Source organism: Thalassotalea sediminis, assembly GCF_030295915.1.
Lineage (GTDB): Bacteria > Pseudomonadota > Gammaproteobacteria > Enterobacterales > Alteromonadaceae > Thalassotalea_C > Thalassotalea_C sediminis.
On record NZ_AP027361.1, the window covers coordinates 1,851,317 to 1,868,666 of the forward strand.

Genomic DNA, 17,350 nt, shown 5'->3' on the forward strand with positions numbered 1-17,350 from the left:
GAGTAAACGGCTGGCTAAATGCCAGCCTTTTTTGTAACAAGGGTTAAAAGGTTTTTCATGATAAGAATTTTGGTAACGGTCTTGGTTTTAATCTCAAGTGCTTCACATAGCCAGCAAGTGACTAAACCGGCCATAATGTCAGCAATGGCACCTAACAAGTTGCTGTTAGATGTTACTGCTGTTGATAATAAATTTTTTATCGCGGTTGGAGAACGAGGCCACATTATTCGTGGTACTTCTATAGAATCAGTTGAACAAATGCCAGTACCAGTACAAACAACACTCACTGGCGTTGTTATGGTAAATGAGCAGGTTGGTTGGGCTGTTGGTCATGACAGTTTGATTTTACACACCGCAGATGGCGGTAAAAGCTGGCAAATTCAACAATACTTACCAAGTCAGCAAAAACCGCTGATGGACGTGGTATTTAAAAACGAAAAGGAAGGTGTTGCAATAGGTTCATATGGCTTGTTTTATCGTACGTATGATGGTGGTAATACATGGGAACGCGAATACCATGTGTCTTTATTATCTGATGAAGATAAAGAATATCTCGATGACCTCAAGCAAGAAGATGAGCAAGCGTACTTAGATGAGCGCGCAAATATATTGCCACACTTTAACCGAATTTACCTTGATGGGCGCACTACATATTTAGTTGGCGAGTTAGGTTTGATAGCCAAAAGTAATGATTTTGGTAAAACATGGCAACGCTTTGAAGAAATTTATCACGGTTCGTTTTACGATATTATCAGAACGCAACAAGGTAATTTGTTAACGGTGGGCTTACGTGGAAATGTATTTAGAACATTACAAAATGGCATGCCATGGAATAACAGCAAAACTGGTGTGACTGCGTTATTGAATGACATCATATTAGGTGGAGAAAATATTATTTATATTGTTGGAAATAATGGCGTGTTATTAGTAAGTGATGATGATGGTGTTACTTTCAAACAACGTATACAGTCAGATGGAAAAGCGATATTAGCAGGAGTGATGTTCAACAATGAGCTTATAGTCGCTTCAGAAGTTGGCATTAAATTAATACAGGTATCTAAATAGCATGAATGTAGATTCGTTTATCAGTCGCATTGAAGTCAGTGTATTTAGAAAGCGTGGTATTGTATTAGCGCTTTTTGCGATGATTACTGCTTTTCTTGTTTTCCAAGCTTCACAAATTAAACTCGATGCAGCGTTCACTAAGAATATTCCATTAAATCATGAGTACATGCAAACGTATCTAAAGCATCGAGAAAATTTCGGTGGTGCGAATAATGTACTTATTTCCGTTTGTCATAAAGAAGGGGATATCTTTAACCAGGAATTCTTTTCAGCCTTGAAAGGTGTGCATGATCAACTGTTCTTTATTCCTGGCGTAAACCGCACACAAGTTCAATCGTTATTCTCGCCAAGTACTCGATTTGTTGAAGTGGTTGAAGATGGCTTTGCAGGTGGTCCTGTCGTTCCAGCAGATTTTCAACCAACGCCTGAAGGCTTAGCTATTGTCAAAGGCAATATTGAAAAGGCAGGTATCGTTGGTCGAATAATTGCCGATGATTATAGTTGTGCAATGGTAAAAGCGACCTTGATGGAACACCATCCAGAAACAGGTGAGAAGCTCGACTCTATTGCACTAGCTGATAAATTAGAAAACGACGTTAGAAAGCCATTTGAAAAAGGCAATATTACCGTTCATATCATTGGTTTTACTAAAATGGTAGGTGATGTAGCTGACGGTGCGAAGGGGGTAGTAACATTCTTCGGCGTTGCTATTGTAATTACTGCGGTGATGGTCTTTTTGTTTTCTCGCTCCTTATCGTTAACGCTATTACCTATCGCGTGTTCAATTGTTGCTGTTATTTGGCAAATGGGCATATTATCGACGTTAGGCTTCGGTCTAGATCCCATGTCAATTTTGGTGCCATTTCTTGTGTTTGCCATAGGGGTAAGTCACGGCGTTCAAATGATCAATGCGGTGGGTAAGCGTGTAGCAAATGGTTTTTCTACTAAAGCTGCAGCTCAGTTCAGCTTTCGATCGCTTGTTGTGCCCGGTGTAGCGGCATTATTATCAGACACTGTAGGTTTTATTACCTTGTTGTCTATTGATATTGGTATTATTCGCGAGCTAGCAATTACCGCATCTTTAGGTGTTGCTGTGATAATTTTTACCAACTTATTGCTGTTACCTATAGTGATATCATATCTTGATGTAAGTAAGCATAGTGCTAAAACGCATGGTAATGAAACCAAGCAAGTAGATTGGACATGGTTAGCGAGCCTTAGTAAGCGAGGTCCTGCAACGGTTGTATTAGTTATTAGTGCGGTATTATTTGCGCTTGGTTTTTACTATTCGCAACAATTAAAAATTGGTGAACTTCATGCAGGGGCACCGGCGCTTCACGAAGAGTCTCGTTATAACCAAGATACGTTTTTAATTACAGATCGCTATGCTATTAGTGTTGATTATATGTCTGTACTTGTAGAAACCACAGAAAGTGCATGTACTAATAGTGAAGTTTTAAAAACGATGGATGCACTGCAATGGAAGATGGAAAATGTTGAAGGGGTGCAGTCTGCAGTAAGTTTAGCGTCAGTACTTAAAGTGATAAATGCGGGCTATTATGAAGGTAACTTAAAGTGGCGTATTATTTCACCGAATAAATATGCAATTGCACAAGCATTATCAAATATACCGAGCTCTACTGGCTTATTGAATAATGAATGCTCGGTCATGCCGATAATCCTATTTTTAGAAGATCATAAAGCGGAAACGATTAATCGTGTTGTAGAACAAGCGAAATTAACAATAGCTGAGCTTAATAATGACTTATTAACCTTTAAACTTGCGTCAGGGCCTATTGGTGTTATGGCAGCAACTAACGAAGCCGTAGAAGAAGCGCAATTACCCATGATGCTATATGTATATGGTGCGGTAATTTTGTTGTGCTTAATTAGCTTTAGAAGTGTGCGCGCAACTATAGCCGTGGTATTACCATTATTTATCGTTTCAACATTAGCACAATGGTTAATGACGGTATTAGATATTGGCTTAACGGTATCGACACTACCTGTAATTGCCTTGGGTGTTGGTATTGGCGTTGACTATGGTATTTATATTCTTTCTACCATGAGTGTTCGTTTGCGAGAAGGAATGTCCTTAAACGAAGCCTATTTAATCGCTTTACAGGAACGAGGTAGTGCTGTGCTATTTACCGGTGTAACGCTGGCAATTGGCGTATCGACTTGGTTCTTTTCCGATCTGAAATTTCAGATGGATATGGGAATATTATTAACCTTTATGTTCTTAGTAAACATGCTCGGTGCGATTACCATATTACCAGCAATTGCAAGTTACCTATGGCGAGGAAAATAAACGAAAAATTTAAATATTTTTTGCCAAATTCAAATTGCATAAATAAACGTAAAAACGGCCGAAAGGCCGTTTTCTATTTAACACAAGTGAATAAACACCTAATACTGCATATAAAGCTTTACGATTACACCTACGCACATTGTAAATATCAGAAAAAATCGCTCGCAATAGCCTAAATTTATTAATAAAATTCACTTAATAGTCTATGCTCATAGACAATTATTAGAAAAATATTATACAAATTATTTTAATCGTTTTATCCAAAAGGAAAACGGCATGGCGTTAGTAGATGGTTTACCCTCAGTGATACTCTCAAACGTAGCACAGTTAATAAAACAAAAAGTTCCTGCAGATACGGCTCCATTGGTTGAGCAATTCGCTGAGCTTTTATATAACAATATTTCTCATAAAGATTTAGCACATCGCAATGATAGCGATATGTATGGCGCAACGCTAAGTTTATGGAATTCATTAAATGGTCATAAGGATAACAAACCTGTTATCAAGGTGTTTAACCCCCAAGTGTCTAAACATGGCTGGAAATCAAGTCATACCATTATTGAAATTATTGTTAGCGATATGCCTTTCCTAGTGGATTCGGTGCGAATTGCCTTAACACGCTTAGGGTTATCTCCACATCTGATGATTAATAACCCAATTAAGTTGGTAAGAGATAAAAGCGGTAACATTACTAAACTAACATCTTCGTCAAATAAGCGTTTTAAAGCGACATCAACGGAAACGGTATTTTTTATCGAAATAGACCGTCAGACTGAACAATCTGATTTAGATTGCATTGCCAAAGAACTACAGTCGGTGGTCAGTGATATTGAAATTACCGTGACTGATTGGCAAGCGATGACTGATAAGTTAAAAGATGTCATTGCACTGACAGAAAAATCTAAGTTACCGTGTTCGGATAGTGAAAAAACAGATAGTTTGGCGTTTTTGAAGTGGGTCTTAAATAATAATTTTACCTTGTTGGGTTACCGTTCGTATGATGTTAAATCGTTAAAAGGCGATAAGGCACTTTGCGCGAATGTTGAGACCAGTTTAGGTTTAATGAAAAAATCTAAGGGCACTAAAGAAAGGTTGTTATCAACCTTAAGTCAATCGGCTCGCGAAATAGCCTTAGGTGATAATTTACTTATCTTAACGAAAACTAATTCTCGCTCTCGTGTTCACCGCCCAGCCCATTTGGATTATATCGGTGTAAAACGTTTTGATAGTAAGGGAAATATTCTTGGTGAAGAGCGATTTGTTGGCTTATTCGGCTCTGCGTATTACACCAATAGTGCGATGGAGTTACCTTTAATTAAATCAAAGGTTGAAGCCGTTTGTGAAGACTCAGGTTATGCAAAAGGAACACATGCATACAAAACACTGATTAATATTTTAGAAACATATCCTCGCGATGAAATACTGCAATCTCGTTCGAGTGAGTTGCTCAAGAATGTGCTTGGTATTTTTCAAATGCAAGAGCGTGACTATTCAGGCTTGTTTATTCGTAGAGACGCGTTTGATCGTTTTTATTCATGTATGGTGTATGTACGTCGTGAGCGATATAACACGGCACTGCGTATTCAAACCCAAAAGCTTCTTCAAGAAGCATTTGGTAGTGATGAAGAGGTCGAATTTACTACCTTTTTCTCAGAGTCTCCTCAAGCGAGAACTCATTACATCGTTAGAGTAAATACAACAAAAGCAGATATCAACGTGAAAGAACTTGAAAATAATTTGAACCAAGCTGCTCGCAGTTGGGATGACAAACTTGCTGATTCGTTAAACTCACACAAAGGTGAAGAAGCGGGAAAAGCGCTAAGTCGTAAATATGTGAGCTTCCCACAAGCTTACAAAGATGAAGTGTTACCCGGTACTGCAATTGTTGATATTGAGAAGTTAGAAGCCGTATCTGGCACTAGCAACTTAGAAATGTTGTTCTATCAACCACAAGAAGAGAAAGAAGGCAGTAACTTTGTAAAACTTAAGTTATTCCATACTGGAGAACCACTGCATTTATCAGATGTATTACCAATGTTGGAAAACTTTGGCTTACGTGTCATTGGTGAAAGCCCATTTGCTGTGCGAACAGCCGACGGAGAAATGTGTTGGATACTCGACTTTTCAATGTTGCTAACGGGCGATGGCACATTTAATTTAGAAAAAGTGCAATCATTGTTTCAAGACGCATTTGCGAAAGTGTGGACAGGCAAGCTTGAGGATGATGGGTTTAACCGTCTAATTCTAGGTGCACAACTTGGCGGACGTGAAGTTTCTATTTTACGTGCCTATGCAAAGTATGAACGTCAAATTGGTGGTACATTTAGCCAAAATTATATCGAAGATACTTTTGCTCGATATCCATCGATTGCAGAGCATTTAATTAAGTTATTTGTCTTACGTTTCAACCCTAAGGGAAAACAAAATTCAAAAACCATCAATAAATTATTAGAGGATATTGAGGCGTCACTTGATAACGTTGCTAACTTAGACGACGATCGTATTATTCGTCGCTTTGTTGAAATGATTAATGCAACGATTCGTACCAACTATTTCCAACCAGACGAAAATGGTGAAGATAAAGCGTACATTTCATTTAAGATAACGCCGAAGGACATTTCAGATATTCCACAACCGGTTCCAGCGTTTGAAATTTTTGTATACTCTCCACAAGTTGAAGGTGTACACCTGCGAGGTGGTAAAGTTGCTCGTGGTGGTTTGCGTTGGTCAGATCGTCGTGAAGACTTCCGTACTGAAGTCTTAGGCCTTGTTAAAGCACAACAAGTTAAAAATACCGTTATTGTGCCAGTTGGTGCAAAAGGTGGCTTCGTCTGTAAACAGTTACCTAATGGTGACAGAAATGAAATTTTTGAAGCGGGTAAAGAGTGTTATCGCACATTTATTCGTGGTTTATTAGATATTACAGACAATATTATTCAAGGCGATGTAATTCCGCCAGCTAATGTTGTTCGTCACGATGAAGATGACCCTTACTTAGTTGTTGCTGCTGATAAAGGAACGGCAACTTTTTCCGATATCGCAAATGGTATTTCAGAAGAATACAATTTTTGGATGGGTGATGCGTTCGCTTCAGGCGGTAGTGTTGGTTATGACCATAAAGGTATGGGAATTACCGCAAAAGGCGCTTGGGAGTCTGTAAAACGTCATTTCCGTGAAATGGATATTGATTGTCAAACGACTGACTTTACCGTCATTGGGATAGGTGACATGGCTGGTGATGTCTTTGGTAATGGCATGTTGTTGTCGAAGCACATTCGATTGCAAGTTGCCTTTAACCATATGCATATTTTTATTGATCCGTCACCAGATGCGGCAAGCTCTTATAAAGAACGTGAGCGACTATTTAATCTACCTGGCTGTACTTGGGAAGATTACGACAAAAAGCTAATTTCTGAAGGTGGTGGAATCTTTAGTCGGTCAGCTAAATCGATAAAACTTACACCACAAATTAAGAAAATGCTTGGTACGCAAAAGCAATCAATGTCTCCGCTTGAGTTAATACAAACCGTTTTGAAAATGAAAGTTGATTTACTTTGGAATGGTGGTATTGGTACTTACGTTAAAGGCAGTAAAGAGTCACATATAGAAGTGGGAGACCGCGCTAATGATGGCTTACGAATTAATGGTAACGAACTAAGGGCGAAAGTCGTTGGTGAAGGCGGTAACTTAGGCTTTACCCAATTGGGCCGTATAGAATATGGTGCAAACGGTGGGCGTATTAATAGTGACTCTGTTGATAATGTTGGTGGTGTTGATTGTTCAGATAACGAAGTTAACATTAAAATTTTATTGAACGGATTAGTACAAAACGGTGACCTAACACTAAAACAGCGTAATAAGTTACTGTATGATATGACTGATGATGTTGCAGAGATCGTACTTCATGATTGTTATCGACAAACACACTCTATCTCAATTACTGAGTTAAGAGGCTCATCTCAGTTAAAAGAACAATCGCGTTTCATTAATGCTTTAGAGCGCACAGGTAAACTTGATAGAGCATTAGAGTTTATTCCTAATGATGAGGAAATCGCGGATCGTTTAGCCCAAGGCAAAGGATTAACTCGACCAGAGCTTTCAGTGTTACTTGCTTATAGCAAAATGGTACTGAAAGAAGATCTTGTTTGTCCTGAAATTACTGATAACCCATTCCATGATCGATTATTGATCGAAGCATTTCCTGATGATTTGCAAGAAAAGTATCGTGAACAAATGCAGGAACATCCATTACGTGCAGAAATTATCGCTACTAAATTAGCGAATAATATTGGTAACGATATGGGGTTCAACTTTGTTCATCGAATGAGTGATGAAACTGGTGCTTCTGTTGCTGAAATCGCTAACTGTTATACCATGGCTAGTGAAGTCTTTGAACTTTCATCATATTGGGAACAAATTAGCGATTTGGATAATAAAATATCTACGATGGTTCAAACAGAAATGCTGTTTCAGTTAAGAAGAACAGTACGTCGTGCAACGCGTTGGTTCTTGCGTCATCGTAATAAATCGATGGATATTGCGAAAACAATTGAATTCTTCCGTTCTACGTTTGAAGTAATGTCTGATAATTTAGATGACTTCTTAATTGAAGATGAAATTCAAATGCTACAACGGGTTGAAAAAGATCTTATCAATGCAGGTGCACCTAAAAATATTGCTAAGCGCATTTCTCAATTGAGTACGTTATTCTCTGCAATGGATCTAGCAGAACTAGCTGAGCAAGACGGTCGTTCAATAAGTTTAGTGTCGAACTTGTACTTTAAACTTGGCGCGCGCTTAGATTTGCATTGGTTCTTAGATCAAATCAATAAGCAACCTGTCTCTAACCACTGGCAAGCTCTTGCACGAGCATCTTTTAGAGAAGAGTTAGATTGGCAACAGCGCGCTCTAACGGGCGTGATATTGCGTACAGACGTTGACTGTGATGATGTGCAAACATTATTAGATTCTTGGTTTGAGACATATGAACAACCATTGTCACGTTGGCAACATATTCTTGATGACTTTAGAATTGGGCAAACTCACGAATTTGCTAAGTTCTCTGTTGCATTAAGAGAGTTAATGCTGTTAAGTTTAAATAGCGATCCAACGAAATAAAAAAAGTTAAAAAATCCCCGCACTTGCGGGGATTTTTGTATTAAAATTACCAGCATTGTTAAACTAATAGGTGATAATGCTTTTTTGCATGCCTATTTTCTTATTGTCAGCATATTTAGAGGTACTATGTTTTATTCAGCGATCCGTAAAGTATTGTTTCAAATGGACCCAGAGACAACACATGACTTTACTATTAAAGCACTGAAAAACACAGGCGCATCATTTTTAAATTTCCCCTATAAACAAACCTTACCGAGTAAACCGGTTCAGGTAATGGGTATTCATTTTCCTAATGCGTGTGGCTTGGCTGCTGGCTTAGATAAGAATGGCGAGTGCATTAGAGCATTTGACGCCATGGGTTTTGGCTTTGTTGAAGTTGGCACGGTAACGCCTCGCCCACAGCCTGGTAATGAAAAGCCGAGAATATTTAGGCTACCGCAAGCGAATGCTGTTATTAATCGTATGGGCTTTAATAATAAGGGAGTTGACTACTTAGTTGATCAAGTAAGGAAAGCAAAGTTTAGCGGTGTTCTAGGGATTAATATTGGTAAAAATAAAGATACACCAGAAGAGAACGCGAAAGACGATTATATCCATTGTATGAAGAAAGTTTATAACTTTGCGAGTTATATTACCGTTAATATTTCTTCACCAAATACTCCTGGGCTGCGTTCATTACAGTATGGAGATGCACTAAACGAATTATTATCTGCTTTAAAGGCTGAGCAATTATCACTTGCTACCAAATACGATAAATATGTACCAATCGCGGTAAAAATTGCGCCTGATTTAACGGAAGAAGAAGTGCAATCAATCGCAGCATGTTTAATTGCCAATGATATTGATGGTGTTATTGCCACAAATACAACATTAGCTCGTGACGGAGTTGCTCATTTAGAGCACGGTGATGAAGCAGGGGGCTTAAGTGGAGATCCTGTAAAAGATAAAAGTACAGCTGTGATCCGTATGCTAGCAGCAGCATTAGACAATAAACTTCCTATTATTGGTGTGGGTGGGATTAGTAGTGGACAAGATGCCAAAGACAAAATAGAAGCTGGCGCAAAGTTGGTACAAGTTTATACTGGGTTTATATATAAAGGCCCAGATCTAATTAAAGATATTGTACGTGCCTTGTAATGACTTGATAAAATAGTCAGTTGAAATAGAGTGGCATTAGCGGCGTTCTATACCACTCTATTAAAGGTTTTCTTAGTTAGCGGATGGCTGATTAGCACTCCCAGGTTGTATCGTAGCAGCCTTTTTGTTTTCCAACGCATCAATACGTTCTAATAACATCTTAATTTGCATATCAAGTGAATTAACATTACTGGCGACTTCAATTTGTTGACTGTCTCTGCCTTGGAGTTTTTGTTGAACACCCGCAATATCGTCGCTTAGTTGGTTAATCTGATTTTTTAATGTTGTTGCTTGTTGTACTTGTTCAGCTAATGCTTCAACGGTAAATTCAGTGGATGTTTGCTTATCTTTTACATCTTTTACCGACGTGGCCAACGTATTAACTGTTTTAGTGACATTGCTATTCGCGCTTATTTGTTTTTTACTTTGTGCGCGTAATTCTTTTATCTCACTTTGGTTTCTGCGCCAAGCCGATGCCCATAGTTTATCCATTTCTTCCCAAAGTTTTTCAGTTTTCTCTGAGATTGCTTGTAGCTTTGCTTTCAATGCAACCGTTGATTCGCCCATTTCTTCGCCAGTTGCAGATAGTTGGTTTTCAAGTTGTTGAATTCTTTCATTTGACTCAGTAATCGCAGCCGTAAGTTGTTTATTTTGCTCAAAGAAATAATAACCTGTACCAGCTAGCGCGAGATAAATGGCAACAGTAAAAAATACAGTGGCACCTGATGTTTTAGCATTAACAGTATTAGGCTTCTGTGGCACAGTTGTGTTAGCGGAAGTCGATTTCGATTGTGATGGTTTTACTAAATCATCATCTAAGGTAATATTTGGGATTTCTGGTTCAACGCGATTTGACAAAATAACGCCTTTCTTTGTTGTTAACTTTACTAAGTATCAACTTTAAATCAATTCAGCTAAAGTTTTAATAGTTTTCAGTTAAATAATTTAATTAAAAACAAAAAACCGACATAAATGCCGGTTTTTATATGATTTAGATGTTACTAATACTAATAACTATCGTTATGAACATTTTGAACGGCTCGACCTGAAGGGTCAGCCATCTGGCTAAATGCCTCATCCCATGCAAGTGCTTGAGGTGTGCTACAAGCAACAGATTTGCCACCAGGAACACATTCTGCCGCAGAAGGCAGCGGGAAGTGTTCTTCAAAGATAGCGCGATAGAAATAAGCTTCTTTTGTATCTGGCGTATTATGCGGAAACTTAAATTTTGCATTGGCAAGTTGTTGATCAGTTACGTGTGATTCAACGTGCTCTTTTAACCCGTCAATCCATGAATAACCAACGCCATCAGAGAACTGCTCTTTTTGTCGCCATAAAATTTCTTCTGGCAAGTAGCCTTCAAAAGATGAACGTAAAATGCTTTTTTCTATTTTACCATTACCACACATTTTATCTTGAGGGTTTATGCGCATAGCAACATCCATAAATGTTTTATCTAGGAATGGCACACGGGCTTCAACCCCCCAAGCTGACATTGATTTGTTAGCACGTAAACAATCAAACATATGGAGTTTATCTAACTTACGTAATAATTCTTCATGAAACTCTTGTGCATTAGGGGCTTTGTGGAAATATAAATAGCCACCAAATATTTCATCCGCACCTTCGCCTGACAGTACCATTTTGATCCCCATGGCTTTGATCTTACGTGCCATTAGGTACATTGGAGTAGAAGCGCGAATAGTTGTTACATCATAAGTTTCTAAATGATAAATAACTTCTTTTAGTGCATCTATGCCTTCTTGCTCAGTGAAAACAACACTGTGATGTATTGTTCCTATACTGTCTGCTACTTTTTGCGCGGCAATTAAATCAGGAGAACCTTCTAAACCACAGGCAAATGAATGCACTTTTGGCCACCAAGCTTCCGATAAATCATTTTCTTCAATACGTCTAGCAGCAAATTTTTGCGTAATAGACGATATTAATGATGAATCAAGGCCACCCGACAGTAATACGCCGTATGGTACATCGGTCATTAAATGACTTTTAACTGATTCTTCAAGCGCTTCTCTTAAATTCGTTTGGTTAGTGAAGTTATCTTTTACTGCGGAGTATTCCATCCAGTTACGGTTGTAATATTTTACCAATTCGCCATTTTTACTGTCTAACATGTGCCCAGGAGGAAACTCTTCAACCGTTTTGCACAATGGCATTAACGCTTTCATCTCAGAAGAAACATAAAAATTACCTTCTTCATCACGGCCGGTATAGAGTGGAATAATACCAATATGATCACGTGCGATAAGGTAACTATTGTCGTCTGCATTGTATAAACAAAATGCAAACATTCCTTGTAATTTATCGATAAACGCACTGCCAAACTCTTGGTAAAGTGGCAAGATTACCTCGCAATCAGAGTTGGTTTTAAATGAATAATCAATAGTAAGTTTTTCTTCTAGCGTTTTATGGTTATAAATTTCACCATTAACCGCTAAGACGTGTGTTTTATTTTCGTTGTAGAGTGGTTGAGCACCATGTTCAGTGTCAACAATCGCTAATCTTTCATGAACTAAAATTGCGTTATCATTACTGTAAACGCCTGACCAGTCAGGACCACGATGACGTAATAAACGAGAACATTCAATTGCTTTAGGGCGAAGGGCATCAGCCCCAGATTTTATATCTAATATACCAAATATCGAACACATTGAAGCGCTACCTCTTGTATATAATGTAAACCAAATTGTGAGTACAGTGTATTGAATGCTATAAAGAAAGAAGTGTGGTTACGACAACTAAAAGATATATGCAGGCTCAATACCTGAGCGACCACTTTGCCATGATAATAAAAAAAAGCAACACTCGATTGTTATTTTCTTACAAGAAAATTAAAAAAGTAAATTATCATTGGAGTATCGAAGACGCTAAAATGTCTATATATTGATTCTATTGTTCTACTGTTAAGCCGTATAGCGTCCGAAGCAATAATGCGCTTTAACCGCGACATTATTACGCCTATTATTAATATAGACTGTAATAATGCTGTACAAATACAAGGATTTTTAATGATACGTTCTGTGCCTACTACGCTATTCCTCTTGGTGATTTTATCAAGCCCTAACGCTTTTAGTGCGACTGACGATAATGGCATTTCGAAAGTAAACAAGGATACAAGCATAACAGATACTTTAAATGTTGAAGAACAAAGAGTGGTAATGGCTTCGTCAATCTTACCTAATGTGTTTAATGTTTCGAAACAAAGAGTTGCAGCGTTCGGGAAACAAATTAATCAAGCAAGTAACATTACCGCTTTAACGCAACTTGTCATTCGTCATGCTAATTTGCTTTGGCAAGAAAGTGTCTTGTCTTTTGAACAATCTAAACGCTTTGATGATCGTAGCTTATATTGGGCAAGGCTCGAAATGGCGCGCGCATTAAAAAAGGCACCCGCTTACATTGAAGCGCTAGCCCGTCAAAAGACTGAGTTAATGTGGAAGTTTGAGCTTATTTCAAGAGGCCAACAAGACATTGCTTTTAACAAAAAGGCAGATAAAAAAATTTTGCTAACAGGGTTTGACCCATTTTTTTTAGATCGAAACATTCAACAGAGTAATCCTTCCGGCGTTGTTGCGCTTGCACTTGATGATCTACTGATTAGCGCTGATGGTGTCAGTGCCGAAATTGAAACTGTTATTTTCCCCGTAAGGTTTACCGACTTTGATCAAGGGATCGTTGAAGAAATGCTAGCACCATATTATAACAAAGTAGATATGATAATTACTGTGAGTATGGGGCGAAAACAATTTGATTTAGAACGATACCCTGGTTTACGACGCAGTGCAAAAGCGCCAGACAATGTGAATTTTTACACCGGGGCGACGCGTAAAAATCCACTACTGCCTTTGTTAGCAAAGACCCCCCTAAATGGTGCCGAATTTGTTGAATTTAGTTTACCTGTTGAGCTAATGCGTAAAGCTTCTGGTCCTTTTGATATTATCGACAATGCCAAAGTCACAACAACAAAAGGTAAGCTTGATGTAAAGCATATTAGCGAACTCAAAGGACAAATTTCTGTTGAAGGATCTGGCGGTGGCTATTTATCTAATGAAGTTTCATATCGGAGCATTTTACTGCGTAATGAATTAAACCCAATGTTACCGGTTGGGCACATTCATACACCGAGTATTTCAGGATATGAACCACAAAAATCTAAGGCCATCGTAAGACAACTTAAAAACATGCTACAAAAAGCAATTACCGTAAAATAAACGCCGAGCTTGTTGTTCTCAAAAAGCAGGGTAAAATAGCGCGCAATTAAATCTGAAGTTAAGATTGGAAGTTATGTTTGAATTAAAATACCACACGCCATTTGAATGGACAAAAGCAGTAATGGCTGACTTTGACGCATTTTTACAGGATCATGCAGCAGCTGAGAAAAAGGCTTCAGGTATGGCAGTTTCAATGTTATCGCATTATCCGGATAGAAAAACGCTCGTCCGTGCGATGACCGATCTCGCTATTGAAGAATTAATACATTTTAAGCAAGTGATCAAGTTAATGCAGGCAAGAGATATTCAATTAGCTAATGACGCAAAAGATCCTTATATAAAGGAGATACGAGGTTTATTTCGACATGGGCAAGACGTATTTTTTCTCGACAGGCTATTAGTTGCCGGTGTTATTGAAGCTAGAGGACATGAACGCTTTTCCCTTGTCGCAGAAGCGTTACCTGAAGGCAAAGAAAAAGACTTTTATGTCAGTATTGCCAAATCAGAAGAGAAGCATAAAAACTTATTTGTAGAACTTGCTTATGAGTACTTTGAAAAGGCTGAGGTTGATCAGCGTTTAGAAGAAATTTTGATCGCCGAAGCGAGAATATGTGAAAAACAGCCTTTTAGAGCGGCTTTGCACTAATTAATGACGATGAACGTTGTTGAAAAGTATCTATCACAATACGGAGAGCCTGAAGTAAGCACATTAACTGAGTTTCCTGCAGGCTGTAATTTTCAACATGTTGTCGTGATACCTGCCTACAAAGAACCACCTGCCTTTATTGATAGTATTTGTACGAGTACATTATTAAAACAGGGCATATTACTAATCTTAGTCATAAATCAACCTGATACAGATAACAATAAAGCGCCTCAGCAAGCATTGGTAACTGCAACACACCGCTATGGACAGATATTATGGCACAAGAAAAATTTAACATTAACGTCTATAGCTAACACTACCTCGGCAATTTTAATTGTTGATCGCTTTAGTGTACCAATACCGTTTAAGCAAGGCGTAGGCTTAGCCCGGAAGGTAGGTGCAGATATCGCTAGTTATTTGATCCAAGAAAAGCGCATTGAAAAGACCTGGATTCATTCAACTGATGCAGATGCTAGCTTACCTGAAAACTATTTTACCGCTGTAGATCAACTTAGTAGCAAGGTTGTTGTCGCAACGTATAACTTTCAGCATTACAGTGAAGATGAGACGATTAACGATGCAAATCGTTTATATGAACAGGCGATGCGGTACTACGTTGCTGGACTCAGTTATGCACATTCGCATTATAGCTTTTTTACTATCGGCAGTTTGTTGGTGTTTAAAGTGAAAGCGTACGCACAGGTTAGAGGTTTTCCAAAAAGGAGTGCTGGTGAGGATTTTTATTTAATCAATAAACTTGCAAAGCTTGGTCAGGTCGTTTTTTTAGAAAAGTGTATTGTACAGTTACAGGCTCGCCTATCAGATCGTGTACCATTTGGTACAGGGCCAGCGGTAGAAAAAATTATCGCACAGAACACTATCGGCAATAAATATCGCTACTATCATCCAGAGGTGTTCGTTGCTTTAAAAGAAGTACTCGGCCAGGCGGATACGTTATTTGCGCAAACTAACAATCTTCAATTGTGGTTAGAGCAGTTTCCAATGCTCACTCAAAACGCATTGATTGCTATTGGTTTTAAAACCTTTATATCGCGTCAGCAAAACGTGAGTAAAGCGCAATTTGATAAACAATTTGTTGTTTGGTTTGATGCATTTAAAACACTAAAATTTATCCATTTCCTGAGAGATAATGGATTGGAAAATATAGATTTACAACGTGCTCTAGAAAGCGCGCCTTTTATTGAACCATAAAAAAAGCCCCTTAAAAAGGGGCTTTAAACGTATAGATCTTGAAACTATTGATAATTAGTCATGCGAAAGACTATAAACGTATGCACTGATCACGTGTATTTTCTTCTCACCTAAAATATCTTTCCAAGAAATTAAAGGGGTCAGGTACAATTAAAATAACGCTTTTATTGTACCTGACCCCTTTAATTCTATTATATTGACATCACCAATACATAAGCGATGCTTGCTCGTATCTGCTCATTACTATTTCCTCTTTGACTTCGCTAAAAATCAAAAGGTGGATTTAACATGAGCAGATATTTCAGGCAAAGCCCTTTTAATGATAACCACCTACTGAAGTAGGTGGTTTAGGGCTGAAAATAAAAAAGCCCCTTTAAAAGGGGCTTTACACGAATAGATCTTGAAACTATTGATAATTAGTCATGCGAAAGACTATAAACGTATGCACTGATCACGTGTATTTTCTTCTCACCTAAAATATCTTTCCAAGCAGGCATTACACCAGCACGTCCATGACGAATAGATTCTTGAATACCGCGTTCAGACGCACCATATAGCCAAATGTTGTCGTTAAGACGAGGAGCACCAAGTGCGATACCCATTGCCTCGCTACCTTGGCCTTCTGCACCATGACATGCTGCACACATTGCAAATTTTTCTTTGCCAGCTTCAACGTCACCTTGTTTCGCTTCTCGACCACTTAAACTAAGGACATAGGCCGCAACATCTTGTACACCTTGTTCGCCACCAAGCATTGTTTTCCAAGCGATCATACCTTGAGCTTTACGACCTTCCATCAGACTATGTTTTATAGCTTCAGGTGTACCACCATATAACCAGTCTTTATCAGCAAGGTTAGGGAAGCCTGTTGTACCACGAGCGTCTGAACCATGACATTGTGAGCAGTTTTGTAAAAACAAACGTTGCCCTACACGAATAGCTTCTTTACGGTCAACAAGTTGTTGTTGCTCTGCCGTTAACTCACCATCAGTGTCAAAGTCAATTTCTTCATTTTTAGCGCTAGCAATATCTTCAATACTAATAGCGGCAAACTTATCGAAAATTGGACCAAATCGCGCGTCAGCAGCTTTAACTTCCATATCGTACTGCACGATAAGGTCGTTTTCTTTTGCTTCTGCCGCTAGTTTTTTAGATTCTTCAATACTTACAATGCCTTGGTTTGAACTAGACCAACCAAACAAACCTTTAAAGTTGCCTAATCCAGGGTACATTAATAAATAACCAAAACCCCAAACAATTGTAATTAAGAAAAAGGTGCTCCACCATTTTGGTAGTGGGTTGTTCAATTCTTCAATGCCGTCAAATTCATGACCCATTGATTCACCTTCTTCTACCCCCGCAAAGTTCTTTAAACACCAGCGCAATAATAGGTAACAACCTACCAAAGTACCGAGAGTTAGAACAGTAATCCATATACTCCAGAAACTAGACATTATTATTAGTCTCCTGTTTGTTAATTTCTTCTTTGCGGTCTTCCTCAAAAATTGAGTTAGCAGCTTTGTCAAAACTTGACTTGCGCTTCTTGCTATATGACCAGACCACAATGATGATAAATAAAGCCAAAATTAATAAGGCAATTAAACCTCTAAGCGTTCCGTAATCCATCAT

Annotated in this window: 11 protein-coding genes; 7 read left to right on the plus strand and 4 right to left on the minus strand. The window is 38.4% G+C overall.

The features are described from left to right. The first annotated feature begins 57 nt into the window (after positions 1-57). From QUE09_RS08445 to pyrD, 4 genes are all read left to right on the plus strand, one after another. Positions 58-1,065: a WD40/YVTN/BNR-like repeat-containing protein gene (locus tag QUE09_RS08445; protein WP_286235758.1), complete on the plus strand. Its 1,008-nt coding sequence runs from the start codon at positions 58-60 to the stop codon at positions 1,063-1,065. Between the two features lies 1 nt (position 1,066). Continuing rightward, the gene (locus tag QUE09_RS08450) at positions 1,067-3,376 is read left to right on the plus strand and encodes an efflux RND transporter permease subunit (RefSeq protein ID WP_286235760.1); all 2,310 of its coding nucleotides are present in this window, start codon (positions 1,067-1,069) and stop codon (positions 3,374-3,376) included. A 276-nt stretch (positions 3,377-3,652) separates the two neighbouring features. Next, positions 3,653-8,494: an NAD-glutamate dehydrogenase gene (locus tag QUE09_RS08455; RefSeq protein WP_286235761.1), complete on the plus strand. Its 4,842-nt coding sequence runs from the start codon at positions 3,653-3,655 to the stop codon at positions 8,492-8,494. Positions 8,495-8,620: 126 nt separating this feature from the next. Then, positions 8,621-9,631: a quinone-dependent dihydroorotate dehydrogenase gene (gene pyrD / locus QUE09_RS08460; protein ID WP_286235762.1), complete on the plus strand. Its 1,011-nt coding sequence runs from the start codon at positions 8,621-8,623 to the stop codon at positions 9,629-9,631. A gap of 72 nt (positions 9,632-9,703) precedes the next feature. On the opposite strand, the gene QUE09_RS08465 is transcribed toward pyrD, so the two are convergent. Beyond that, positions 9,704-10,489 (minus strand): coiled-coil domain-containing protein, encoded by a 786-nt coding sequence (locus QUE09_RS08465; RefSeq protein ID WP_286235763.1) that lies wholly within the window; start codon positions 10,487-10,489, stop codon positions 9,704-9,706. Between the two features lie 149 nt (positions 10,490-10,638). Then, a complete protein-coding gene (gene asnB, locus QUE09_RS08470; RefSeq protein WP_286235764.1) occupies positions 10,639-12,303 on the minus strand; it encodes an asparagine synthase B in 1,665 nt (554 codons plus the stop codon). A 357-nt stretch (positions 12,304-12,660) separates the two neighbouring features. Between asnB and QUE09_RS08475 the strand changes: the two genes are divergently transcribed. The 3 genes from QUE09_RS08475 (at position 12,661) to QUE09_RS08485 (ending at position 15,721) form a co-directional block, all read left to right on the plus strand. Next, entirely contained in the window at positions 12,661-13,863 is a 1,203-nt protein-coding gene (locus tag QUE09_RS08475; RefSeq protein ID WP_286235765.1) for a PA0049 C-terminal domain-containing protein, read from the plus strand. 73 nt (positions 13,864-13,936) lie between these two features. Next, a complete protein-coding gene (locus QUE09_RS08480; protein WP_286235766.1) occupies positions 13,937-14,509 on the plus strand; it encodes a MiaE family protein in 573 nt (190 codons plus the stop codon). A 3-nt stretch (positions 14,510-14,512) separates the two neighbouring features. Further along, positions 14,513-15,721: a glycosyltransferase family 2 protein gene (locus QUE09_RS08485; RefSeq protein ID WP_286235767.1), complete on the plus strand. Its 1,209-nt coding sequence runs from the start codon at positions 14,513-14,515 to the stop codon at positions 15,719-15,721. A gap of 416 nt (positions 15,722-16,137) precedes the next feature. Here QUE09_RS08485 and QUE09_RS08490 read toward each other — a convergent pair whose 3' ends face one another. Together QUE09_RS08490 and QUE09_RS08495 are read right to left on the minus strand one after the other, a co-directional pair. After that, complete coding sequence (locus tag QUE09_RS08490) at positions 16,138-17,175, minus strand: cbb3-type cytochrome c oxidase N-terminal domain-containing protein (protein ID WP_286235768.1); 1,038 nt, start codon at positions 17,173-17,175, stop codon at positions 16,138-16,140. After that, positions 17,168-17,350 carry a cbb3-type cytochrome oxidase subunit 3 gene (locus QUE09_RS08495; protein WP_434017434.1) on the minus strand — a complete coding sequence of 61 codons (183 nt, stop codon included), beginning with the start codon at positions 17,348-17,350 and terminating at the stop codon, positions 17,168-17,170. The genes QUE09_RS08490 and QUE09_RS08495 overlap by 8 nt, the downstream gene beginning before the upstream one ends.

What these genes read in the sequence shown, in the direction of transcription:
- QUE09_RS08445 (WP_286235758.1), top strand. Translation starts at nt 58, where the DNA reads ATGATAAGAATTTTGGTAACGGTCTTGGTTTTAATCTCAAGTGCTTCA.
- QUE09_RS08450 (WP_286235760.1), top strand. Translation starts at nt 1,067, where the DNA reads ATGAATGTAGATTCGTTTATCAGTCGCATTGAAGTCAGTGTATTTAGA.
- QUE09_RS08455 (WP_286235761.1), top strand. Translation starts at nt 3,653, where the DNA reads ATGGCGTTAGTAGATGGTTTACCCTCAGTGATACTCTCAAACGTAGCA.
- pyrD (WP_286235762.1), top strand. Translation starts at nt 8,621, where the DNA reads ATGTTTTATTCAGCGATCCGTAAAGTATTGTTTCAAATGGACCCAGAG.
- asnB (WP_286235764.1), bottom strand. Translation starts at nt 12,303, where the DNA reads ATGTGTTCGATATTTGGTATATTAGATATAAAATCTGGGGCTGATGCC.
- QUE09_RS08475 (WP_286235765.1), top strand. Translation starts at nt 12,661, where the DNA reads ATGATACGTTCTGTGCCTACTACGCTATTCCTCTTGGTGATTTTATCA.
- QUE09_RS08480 (WP_286235766.1), top strand. Translation starts at nt 13,937, where the DNA reads ATGTTTGAATTAAAATACCACACGCCATTTGAATGGACAAAAGCAGTA.
- QUE09_RS08485 (WP_286235767.1), top strand. Translation starts at nt 14,513, where the DNA reads ATGACGATGAACGTTGTTGAAAAGTATCTATCACAATACGGAGAGCCT.
- QUE09_RS08490 (WP_286235768.1), bottom strand. Translation starts at nt 17,175, where the DNA reads ATGTCTAGTTTCTGGAGTATATGGATTACTGTTCTAACTCTCGGTACT.
- QUE09_RS08495 (WP_434017434.1), bottom strand. Translation starts at nt 17,350, where the DNA reads ATGATGGATTACGGAACGCTTAGAGGTTTAATTGCCTTATTAATTTTG.